This is a genomic window from Geminicoccus flavidas (assembly GCF_009806515.1).
In the GTDB taxonomy this organism is placed as follows: domain Bacteria; phylum Pseudomonadota; class Alphaproteobacteria; order Geminicoccales; family Geminicoccaceae; genus Geminicoccus; species Geminicoccus flavidus.
The window spans coordinates 1-9610 of the sequence record NZ_WUJP01000160.1; the positions used below are offsets into that span (position 1 = coordinate 1).

11 protein-coding genes are annotated in these 9610 nt (G+C 68.0%); 7 read left to right on the forward strand and 4 right to left on the reverse strand.

The window, feature by feature from the left end:
- The 4 genes from EQG76_RS04335 to EQG76_RS04350 form a co-directional block, all read right to left on the reverse strand.
- A partial coding sequence (locus tag EQG76_RS04335; protein ID WP_159710929.1) for a DUF4340 domain-containing protein occupies window positions 1-942 on the reverse strand: 942 nt, incomplete at its 3' end.
- A 14-nt stretch (window positions 943-956) separates the two neighbouring features.
- Window positions 957-2828: a GldG family protein gene (locus EQG76_RS04340; RefSeq protein WP_159710930.1), complete on the reverse strand. Its 1872-nt coding sequence runs from the start codon at window positions 2826-2828 to the stop codon at window positions 957-959.
- Between the two features lie 4 nt (window positions 2829-2832).
- Window positions 2833-3573: an ABC transporter permease gene (locus tag EQG76_RS04345; protein ID WP_159710931.1), complete on the reverse strand. Its 741-nt coding sequence runs from the start codon at window positions 3571-3573 to the stop codon at window positions 2833-2835.
- 17 nt (window positions 3574-3590) lie between these two features.
- Entirely contained in the window at window positions 3591-4538 is a 948-nt protein-coding gene (locus tag EQG76_RS04350; protein WP_159710932.1) for an ABC transporter ATP-binding protein, read from the reverse strand.
- Window positions 4539-4735: 197 nt separating this feature from the next.
- Between EQG76_RS04350 and EQG76_RS04355 the strand changes: the two genes are divergently transcribed.
- From EQG76_RS04355 to EQG76_RS33275, 7 genes are all read left to right on the forward strand, one after another.
- A complete protein-coding gene (locus EQG76_RS04355; protein WP_159710933.1) occupies window positions 4736-5641 on the forward strand; it encodes an ABC transporter permease in 906 nt (301 codons plus the stop codon).
- Window positions 5638-6570 carry an ABC transporter permease gene (locus tag EQG76_RS04360; RefSeq protein WP_200840549.1) on the forward strand — a complete coding sequence of 311 codons (933 nt, stop codon included), beginning with the start codon at window positions 5638-5640 and terminating at the stop codon, window positions 6568-6570. Before EQG76_RS04355 ends, EQG76_RS04360 begins: the two co-directional genes overlap by 4 nt.
- A gap of 56 nt (window positions 6571-6626) precedes the next feature.
- Window positions 6627-7628 carry an ABC transporter substrate-binding protein gene (locus EQG76_RS04365; protein WP_159710934.1) on the forward strand — a complete coding sequence of 334 codons (1002 nt, stop codon included), beginning with the start codon at window positions 6627-6629 and terminating at the stop codon, window positions 7626-7628.
- Window positions 7629-7950: 322 nt separating this feature from the next.
- Window positions 7951-8118, forward strand: a complete 168-nt coding sequence (locus tag EQG76_RS04370) for a BrnA antitoxin family protein (protein ID WP_235031202.1) — start codon at window positions 7951-7953, stop codon at window positions 8116-8118.
- Window positions 8119-8223: 105 nt separating this feature from the next.
- The gene (locus EQG76_RS04375; protein ID WP_159710936.1) at window positions 8224-9135 is read left to right on the forward strand and encodes a polysaccharide deacetylase family protein; all 912 of its coding nucleotides are present in this window, start codon (window positions 8224-8226) and stop codon (window positions 9133-9135) included.
- Between the two features lie 4 nt (window positions 9136-9139).
- Complete coding sequence (locus EQG76_RS04380; protein ID WP_159710937.1) at window positions 9140-9439, forward strand: hypothetical protein; 300 nt, start codon at window positions 9140-9142, stop codon at window positions 9437-9439.
- Window positions 9436-9610: GTP-binding protein (locus EQG76_RS33275; protein ID WP_321573434.1), on the forward strand; the 175-nt coding region annotated here is incomplete at its 3' end. The genes EQG76_RS04380 and EQG76_RS33275, both read left to right, overlap by 4 nt.

Consider the following 9610-nt stretch of genomic DNA (forward strand, 5'->3'; position numbering starts at 1 on the left):
GATCCTGGCGGCCTCGTCCTTCACCTCCTGGGACGCGCTGTCGGCAGCGGTCACCGTGTCGACGCGCAGCCAGCTGGCATCCGGCTGGCTGAGCCAGGTGAACACCAGGGTCAGCCCGTCGAACGTCTCGACCCGGACCCGTTGCGGCGCCTCGTAGAAGGCGACCTCCGCGACTGGCCGCACGTCCATCAGGGTGAGCTGGGTGAACAGTTGCGACAGCTCGGTGAGCTTGGCCTGGTCGGCCACCCGCCCGGCCGGCACGCCCGCCAAGTCGAAGTTCGCGTCATCGGGGGTCGTCCGGCTGGTGGTGACCAGCACGCCGTCCTGCGGCTCCAGCGAGACCAGCTTCACCCGGTGGGCCGCCAGATCGACGATGTCGCTCTCGAGCCACTCGTCCGGATCGGCCAGGGCGGTGAGGTCGCCATCCGACAGCCATGCCTGGCTCTCGTCGGCCAGGCGGACATAGGTGCCGGCCCGGCCGGGCCCGAACACGCCAAAGGCCCGCTTGCCCACCACCAGGTCCGCGACAGGCTGGCCACCGGCCTCCTGCAGCACGACCCGGTGCGAGCGTGCGTTCTCGCCGGCCGGATCCTCCAGCTCGAGGCGGACTAGCCGCTCGGGCAGCGCGGTCTTGGCCTCGACGATGCGCAGTTCGCCCAGCTTGCGCAGGAGGGTGACCACGGCGCGCTGGTCTGCCGCGAAGCCGCGCTTCTCGGCCACCGTCCAGCCCCGGCCCTCGTGGCTCTCCAGCGTGGTCCGCCCGTCCGGGCCGCTGATCTCGATCCGGACCACGTCGTTGATCTTGCTCGCCAGGTCCGGCACGAGCGGGCGGTTCAGGCTGGTCGAGGTGAGCGGCGCGTCGCTGGCGACCAGCGCTGCCACGGCGAGCCCGACCGAGATGCCGGCGATCGCCGCCAGGATCACGAAATTGCGCGGCTGCATGGGCTCGTTCCTCCTCAGCCCTGGGCCGGACGGAAGCGCTTGCGCGTGCGCATCCGCCGCCAGAGCGCCACCAGGACCGCGATCACGGCTACGGCCAGCGGCACGGCCAGGATGTTGATCAGGGTGAGCCGGCCTTCCAGACGGTCGATCTCCTGGTTCAGGGCCAGCTGCACCGCGCGCAGCTCGGCGCGCAGGTCGAGCATCCGGGCACGGAAGCCCTGCACCTCCTGGCGCTGCGCCTCGGTCAGCACCATGCCCTGCTGGTCCTCGCCGATCCCGCCCAGATCCTGCAGCTTGGCCTGCACCTCCTCCAGGCTGGCGGTCAGCTCCTCCTCCTTGACCCGGTAGGCGGCCTCGGCCGTGCGCTGCAGCTCCTGAATCCGGGTGAACGGCCGAAGCGTGATGTCACGGCCGCGCAGGGACAGCAGCGCGTCGGAGCCGGCCAACGTGTCGAGCAGGTTCAAGACCATGTCGGCGTTGGAGGCGATGGGCAGCGGCTGCCCCTGGCCACCCGGCTGTGCTGCCAGCCAGGCCTGGTCCTCCAGGAGGTCGGCATCGGCCACCACCACCACGTTGAGCGGCGCCTGCGCCTCGGCGAGATGGGCGGAAGCCGGGGGTGCCGCCGGATCGTCACTGGCGAGCGGGGTCGGATAGGCGCTCTTCGCCGGCCCGGTGAGCCGCGCCGCCAGGGTCAGCCGCTCGTTGCCCGGCTGGAACGCGCGCAGCACGGCGATCGGATCCGGGTAGGTGCGGATCGGCGCGGCATCCAGCAGGCCGGCTTCCGGCCCGGTCTGGATGAGCGGGGTGAAGCTGGTGGTGGCACCTTCCGCCGGCCGCAGCACGCCGGGTGACATCAGGTTGATGACGTCGAGATTGGCGACGGCCGGCTCGCTCGGGTCGACATGGCTCCCGTCGAGCGACAGCCAGGGCAGATAGGGCAGTACCTGCTGGCGCCCGCCCTCCTCCGGCAGCGCCACCTGGCGGGCCGCGTCCGGGTCTCCTGCGATCTGGTCCGGCACGAGCTCCACGCCCCAGGAGGCCAGGAGCCCGTCGATCTTCGCAGCGAAGTCGCCCGGTACCTGGGCGATCGCCTGGGCCGCCTCGGAGAAAGGATCGACGAAGGCCAGCAAATGGCCGCCCCGCATCACGAACTGGTCGATGGCGTAGAGGTTCTGCTCGGGCAGGTCGTCCGGCTGGACCAGCATCAGGACCTGGATGGCCGGGTCGATCTGGTACTCCTCGCCGCTCAGCATGCGCACATCGTAGAACTGGCGGAGCTGGCTCAGGATCTGCCAGGGCATCTGGCTGTCCTGCATACTGCCTTCGAGCGGCAGGCCGGTGATGATGCCGAGCACCGGCTTGTTCGGCCGGGACAGGTCGAAGACCAGCCGGGTCAGGTCGTACTCCAGAAAGCGCTCACGCTCGGGGCTGAGCATGGCGATCACGTCGGTGTCGTCGGTGGTGTTGGCGCCGACGATCCCCAGGAACGCGGTGCTCTGGTCCGCCCCCAGGATCGGCTGCAGCCCGGCACCCACCGCCCGGTCTTCCTCCTCGGAGAAAGGCTGCGGGTCGATCACCTGGACCTCGACCTGGCCGCCCGACGCCTCCCGGAACGATTCTAGCATGTCGCGCGCCTGCTGCGCATAGCTCCATAAGTACGGGTTGGTCTCGCGCAGCGACGAGGACAGGTAGAAGCGCAGCCGTACCGGCTCCTGGATGTCGGCCAGCATGGCGCGGGTGCCGTCCGACAGGGTGAACTGCCGGTTCTCGGTGAGGTCCAGGGCCGGGCCGCGCAATGCGATGCCGGAGAAGACGTTGAAGGCCAGAAAGGCCACCAGGGCCAGCGGGATGCCCAGGATCGACAGGATCCGTCGGTCGAGATGCATGTCGTCAGCCAGCCTTCTTCAGGTCGACCAGGAGCTTGTTCACGAACAGCGCGGTGCTGATCAGGGTCAGGATGAAGATGGCGGTGGTGAGCGGCAGCGTGCCCTTGCTCAGCGCGGTGAAGTGGGTAATCAGGCTGAACGAGGCGACCAGGTCAACCAGGAAGCCCGGTGCCCAGCTGCGGAACGCCGCCAGCACCAGGTCGACGCCGCTCATCAGGAACAAGAAGCACAAGGCTGCACCCAGCACGAAGGCGACCACCTGGTTCCGGGTCACCGCTGACATGCAGGAGCCCAGCGCCAGGAAGCAGCCCGCCACCAGCCAGCTGCCGAGATAGCCCATCACGATCACGCCGTTGTCCGGGCTGCCCAGCCAGTTGACGGTCACCCAGATCGGGAAGGTCAGGAGCAGGGCGATGCCGCAGAACGCCCAGGCCGCCAGGAACTTGCCCAGCACCAGGGGAAAGCTGCCGACCGGCAGGGTCGTGATCAGCTCGATCGTGCCGGAACGCCGTTCCTCGGCCCACAGCCGCATCGCCACCGCCGGCACCAGGAAGAGATAGAGCCAGGGATGGAACATGAAGAACGAGGCCAAGTCGGCCTGGCCGCGCTGGAAGAAGCCGCCGACATAGAAGGTGAAGGCGCTGGAGGCGGCCAGGAAGATGATGATCAGGACATAGGCCACCGGCGTGGCGAAATAGCTCGCCAGCTCGCGGGCGAACACAGTCGCGGTCTGACGTGCGCGCATCGTCGTTTCAGGATCCGTCAGTGCTGCGTGGTGGTGAGCTTGCGGAACACGTCGTCCAGCCGCCCGGTCTCGACCCGGAAGTCCTGGATCTCGACGCCCGCCTCGAGCAGCCGGTCGGCGACGGTGGACGCGATCCGCTCGCCCTGGATCGGCACCACCAGGAGATCGTGGCCGTCCGCGGCGTGGTTCATCCGCTTGACCTCGTAGATGCTGGGGATGTCCGAGAGCGCCTCGATTGCAGTCTCGATCTGCTGGGGCAGGAGGCGCAGGGCCACCGCGTCGTGCCACTCCGAAAAGGCCTGGAACTGGGCGGGCGTGGCGTCCGCGATCAGCTTGCCGCGCGCGATCACGATAGCCCGGGTGCAGACGGCCGTGACCTCCTCCAGGATATGGGTCGAGACGATGATCGCCTTGTCGGCGGCCATGTCGGCGATGAGGGCGCGGACCTCGTGCTTCTGGTTGGGGTCCAGGCCGTCGGTCGGCTCGTCCAGGATCAGCACGGGCGGGTCGTGCAGGATCGCCGCGGCCAAGCCCACCCGCCGCTTAAAGCCTTTGGAGAGCGTCTCGATCGGCTTGTAGGCGACCTCGGCCAGATCGGTGCGCTCGATCGCGGTTGCGATGTTCTCGCGCGTCTGGGCGCTGCTCATCCCGCGCATCGCGGCGACGAAGCGGAGCAGAGCCAAGGGCGTCATGTCGCCATAAAGAGGCGCGCCCTCGGGCAGGTACCCGATCGCCCGGCGCGCCTCGAGCGGCTGGGCCTCGATGTCGTGGCCCATGATCCAGGCATGGCCGGACGTGGGTGTCAGGAAGCCCGCCAGCATCCGCATGGTGGTCGACTTGCCGGCACCGTTCGGACCGAGAAAGCCCACGACCTCGCCCTGCCGGACCCCGAAGCTCATCCGGTCTACCGCGGTGAACCGGCCGAACCGACGTGACAGCTGATCGAGGCGGACCGCCTGCTCCATGTTCTCCTGACCCCTGCCGGCAACCCTGATGTGCCGCTCGCCCCGATGCTGTTGAACGCCCGGCGCGCGCGGCGCAAGCGTCAACCGCCGTTCATGCGGCCGCACCCCGCATGGCTGTGACCGCGACTTGCCAGGAACACGGCCGGTTTATAACCCTTCCGGAGGGTGAACCGTCACCGCCCGTTCGAGGACCATCGATGGCAGCAGCCAGCATCGGCCGGCCCAGCGGCATCGCCACCCCAAGGAGTGGGCGGGCGCTGCCGGTGGCCGTGGTGACGCTCGCGATCCTGCTCGTCTGGTACTTGGGTGCCATCTGGCTGAACGCGCCACAGGTGATCGACCGCTACGGCGACCAGCCGTGGACCTGGCAGCAGCTGATGGCCGATGCCTGGTCGATGGACCGCCCGGTCCTGCCAGCGCCCCACCAGGTCGCGGTGGAGCTGAACCGGACCGTGTTCCAGACCGCGGTCACCTCCAAGCGCTCGCTGGTCTACCATGGCTGGATCACCCTCTCGGCCACCCTGCTAGGGTTTATGCTGGGCACGCTATTGGGCATCCTGCTGGCGGTTGGGATCGTCCATGTCCGGGCGCTCGAGACCTCGCTCATGCCCTGGGTGATCACCAGCCAGACCATCCCGATCCTGGCGATAGCACCCATGGTGGTGGTGGTGCTGGGCTCGGTAGGGCTCACCGGGCTCCTGCCCAAGGCCCTGATCTCGATGTATCTGTGCTTCTTCCCGATCACAATCGGGATGGTGAAGGGGCTGCGCTCGCCGGACGTGCTCGCCACCGAGCTGATGCATACCTGGAACGCGACCCCGTCCCAGGTCTTCTGGAAGCTGCGGTGGCCGGCCGCCGTGCCGTACCTGTTCGCGTCGCTGAAGGTGGCGATCGCCATCAGCCTGGTGGGGGCGATCGTCGGCGAGATGCCGACCGGGGCGCAGGCCGGGATCGGTGCCCGGCTGCTCAGCGGCTCCTATTACGGCCAGACCGTGCAGATCTGGGCGGCCCTGGTGATGGGTTCGGTGCTGGCGGGGGTCCTGATCGCGCTGATCAACCTCGTCGAGCGGCTGACGCTCCGGGCCATGGGGGCGCAGACGTGAGCCGGGCACTGGCGACGGGCCTGGGTTTCACTGTCCTGCTCCTCCTGGGCTGCTGGTGGGCGCTGCACCTGGTCCATGGCGGCCCGGTCGCCGCCGGCTTCTGGCTGCTGGTGCTGGTGCTGGTGGCGGTTGCCTGGCTCGCCCTGGACCGGCTCTCGGCCGAACCGGTCACCGCCCGGATCGTCCCGGTCCTGTTCGGTGCCTGGCTGCTGTTCCTGTGGGAGGTGGTGGTGGTCGGCTTCGACGTGCCGCGGGTCCTCCTGCCGGCACCATCGGCGATCGGCCGGACCATCGCGAACTCGCTGGGCCTTTTGCGCGCCGACTTCGTGCAGACCTTCGTGCGCGCGGTGGTGCCGGGCTGGGTGATGGGCTGCGGGGCGGGCTTCGTCGTGGCCCTCCTGATCGACCGATCGCCCTTCCTCCAGCGCGGCCTGCTCCCGATCGGCAACCTGGTCTCGGCCCTGCCGATCATCGGCGTGGCGCCGATCATGGTGATGTGGTTCGGGTTCGACTGGCAGTCCAAGGCCGCGGTCGTGGTGATCATGACCTTCTTCCCGATGCTGGTGAACACCATCGCGGGCCTGGCCCAGACCAGCGCCATCGAGCGCGACCTGATGCATTCCTATGCCGCCAGCTATTGGCAGACGCTGGTGGCGCTGCGCCTGCCAGCCGCGATGCCGTTCATCTTCAATGCACTCAAGATCAACGCGACCCTGGCGCTGATCGGCGCCCTGGTCGCCGAGTTCTTCGGCACGCCGATCGTGGGCATGGGCTTTCGGATCTCCACCGAAGTCGGCCGGATGAACCTCGACCTGGTCTGGGCGACCATCGCCGTGGCGGCACTGGCCGGCTCCTTGAGCTACGGCCTGCTGGCGCTGATCGAGCGGATGGTCACCTTCTGGCATCCCTCCTATCGTCGACGTCGCTAAAGCGTAGTCCGTCCGGGCGCATGATTTGCCGGACCGGTTGGGGGAGAGGTGGCTTAATGAGAATACTGGCACTGGCAATGACGGCCGCGACCGGCCTCACCCTGACAACGGCGGCGGATGCCGCCGACCGGCTGACCCTGCAGCTCAAATGGGTCACCCAGGCGCAGTTCGCCGGCTACTATGTCGCCCAGGACAAGGGCTTCTACGAGGAAGCCGGGCTGGACGTGGAGATCAAGCCCGGGGGCCCGGACATCGCCCCGCCCCAGGTGATCGCCGGCGGCGGTGCGGACGTGATCGTGGAATGGATGCCGGCCGCCCTGGCGTCCCGCGAGAAGGGCGTGCCGCTCGTCAACATCGCCCAGGTCTTCCAGAAGTCCGGCATGATGCTGACCTGCCGCAAGGACAGCGGCATCGTCGACCCCAAGACCGACTTCAAGGGCCGCACGCTGGGCGTCTGGTTCTATGGCAACGAGTACCCGTTCCTGTCCTGGATGGCGACGCTCGGCATCCCGACCAATGGCGGGCCGGACGGGGTGACGGTGGTCAAGCAGGGCTTCAACGTCGACCCGCTCCTGCAACGGCAGGCCGACTGCATCTCGACCATGACCTACAATGAATATGGCCAGGTGCTCGACGCCGGCATCAAGCCGGAGGAGCTGACCGTGTTCAAGTACGAGGACCAGGGCGTGGCGACGCTCGAGGACGGGCTCTACACGGTGGAGAAGAACCTCGAGGACCCGGCGATGGTCGACAAGCTCGCCCGGTTCGTGAAGGCCTCGATGCAGGGCTGGTCCTATGCGGTCGAGAATCCCGACGAGGCGGCGGAGATCGTGCTGGAGAACGACGCGACCGGCGCGCAGACCGAAGAGCACCAGAAGCGGATGATGGGCGAGGTCGCCAAGCTGATCGGCAGCCCTCCGGAGGGTGTGGGCTATCTCGATCCGGCCGCCTATGAGCGCACGGTGAAGGTGCTGCTCTCGGGCGGCTCCGACCCGGTGATCAGCAAGGCGCCGAGCGGGGCCTGGACCCACGACGTCTTCGAGGCCTCGAAGAAGTAGCCGGACCGCCGAACCGGGGATCGCGACTGCGGGGCCGCTGCGTGGCGATGCGCAGCGGCCCCGTTCGCGTGTCGCACCCATAGATGACCGGAGGATGGCGGCGGCGTTGCCGTTACGTACAGATACCATTCGTCACAAATGTCTGCGTGCGCCAAAGAAGCTACGGTGCCATAGGTGTGATCAACGATGTTAGATCATTGCCGGCACGGCTGGCACTGCCACTCATGGTTTCCGGCCCTTCTGATGCTGCGAGCTTCGATGCTGCCATGTCCGACTGCTATCATTTTAGCCCTGCGTTGAGATGAACAGCAGCAAGCCCCCCATGCCGCGCCGGCAGCCCCCCAAGCAGGCGATCTCCCTGCGCGTCGACGTCGACGTGCTCGAATGGTTCAAGGCCGGCGGGCCTGGTTACCAGACCCGGATGCTGCGGGTCCTGCGCGAGCACATGCGCGCGGAACGGGCCAAGGCAGCCGAGCAGTCCGCCGCCTGAGCAGCGCGCCCGCCCTCGCCTTTATGGGAAAAAGCGACCAAATCCCTCCGGTGACGTGCCGGCCGCCTCGGGCGCGGCCGGCCTACGGCTGGAAGGAGGTCCGTCTTGGCCAAGGAGATCTTCTGCGCGTTCGGCGTGGATGTGGACGCGGTTGCCGGCTGGCTCGGCTCGTACGGGGGCGAGGACAGCCCGTGCGACATCAGCCGCGGCCTGTTCGCCGGCGAGGTGGGCGTGCCGCGCCTGGTGGAACTGTTCCGCCGGTTCGGGATCGACACGACCTGGTTCGTGCCGGGCCATTCGATCGAGACCTTCCCCCGCCAGATCGAGGCCGTCGCTAAGGCCGGCCACGAGATCGGCATGCATGGCTACAGCCACGAGAACCCGATCGCCCTGACACCTGCCCAGGAGGAGGAGGTGTTCGAGAAGTGCATCGAGGTGATCGAGAAGGTCGCGGGGCGCAAGCCGGTCGGCTACGTGGCGCCCTGGTGGGAGTTCGGGCCCAAGACCAACGAGCTCCTGCTCAAGAAGGGCATCAAGTACGACCACAGCCTGATGCACGACGACTTCACGCCGTATTACGTGCGGGTCGGCGATAGCTGGACCAAGATCGACTACGGGCGCAAGGCGTCGGACTGGATGAAGCCGCTGGTGCGTGGCCAGGTCACCGACCTGATCGAGATCCCGGCATCCTGGTATCTCGATGACCTGCCGCCGATGATGTTCATCAAGTCCTCGCCGAACAGCCACGGCTTCGTCAATCCGCGCCATCTCGAGGAGATCTGGCGGGACCAGTTCGATTGGGTCTATCGCGAGATGGACTACGCCGTCTTCACTATCACCATCCACCCTGACGTTTCCGGCAAGCCGCAGGTGCTGCTGATGCTGGAGCGGCTGTTTCAGTACATCTCGAAGCACCCGGGCGTGACCTGGACCACCTTCGAGAAGATCGCGGACGACTTTGCCAGGCGCTCGCCGCGCCACGAGGTGAAGCCCGCCGATCCGGCGGCCGGGATCTAGCGCCATGTGCGGCCTGTGCGGCGTCCTGCAGGCGGAGCACTGGAGCGATGCCACCGGGGCCGGTGACGGCGCCGTACCGCGCCAGGCGCGGCTGCGCCGCGCAGCGCTGGTCTCGGCGGTGCTGGCACCCCGCCGGGCCAGGGCCGCGGACTGGGAGGGTGCGAAGCTCCGCCTTACCACCGCCACCGGCCGGGTCGAGCTCGCCGACACGCTGGCCGATCTCTGGCACCGTGCCGACCGGCTGGTCGGGCCCCTCGACCCGCTCGACCCGGAGCTGCTGGACCGGCTGGACGGCGCCGCTTGAGCGGCACAGTCCAGAAGGTGCCGGTGGACCTGCTGACCGGCTTTCTCGGCAGCGGCAAGACCACGCTGTTGCGCCGGCTCCTTGCCGATCCGGCGCTGGCGGATACCGCCGTGCTGATCAACGAGTTCGGCGCGGTCGGTCTCGACCACCTCCTGGTCGAGACGGTCGATC

Coding starts and splice junctions, on each gene's coding strand:
- EQG76_RS04350 (WP_159710932.1), bottom strand. CDS start 4,538: ATGGAGCAGGCGGTCCGCCTCGATCAGCTGTCACGTCGGTTCGGCCGG.
- EQG76_RS04340 (WP_159710930.1), bottom strand. CDS start 2,828: ATGCATCTCGACCGACGGATCCTGTCGATCCTGGGCATCCCGCTGGCC.
- EQG76_RS04370 (WP_235031202.1), top strand. CDS start 7,951: ATGCCGCGCCGGCAGCCCCCCAAGCAGGCGATCTCCCTGCGCGTCGAC.
- EQG76_RS04365 (WP_159710934.1), top strand. CDS start 6,627: ATGAGAATACTGGCACTGGCAATGACGGCCGCGACCGGCCTCACCCTG.
- EQG76_RS04380 (WP_159710937.1), top strand. CDS start 9,140: ATGTGCGGCCTGTGCGGCGTCCTGCAGGCGGAGCACTGGAGCGATGCC.
- EQG76_RS04355 (WP_159710933.1), top strand. CDS start 4,736: ATGGCAGCAGCCAGCATCGGCCGGCCCAGCGGCATCGCCACCCCAAGG.
- EQG76_RS04345 (WP_159710931.1), bottom strand. CDS start 3,573: ATGCGCGCACGTCAGACCGCGACTGTGTTCGCCCGCGAGCTGGCGAGC.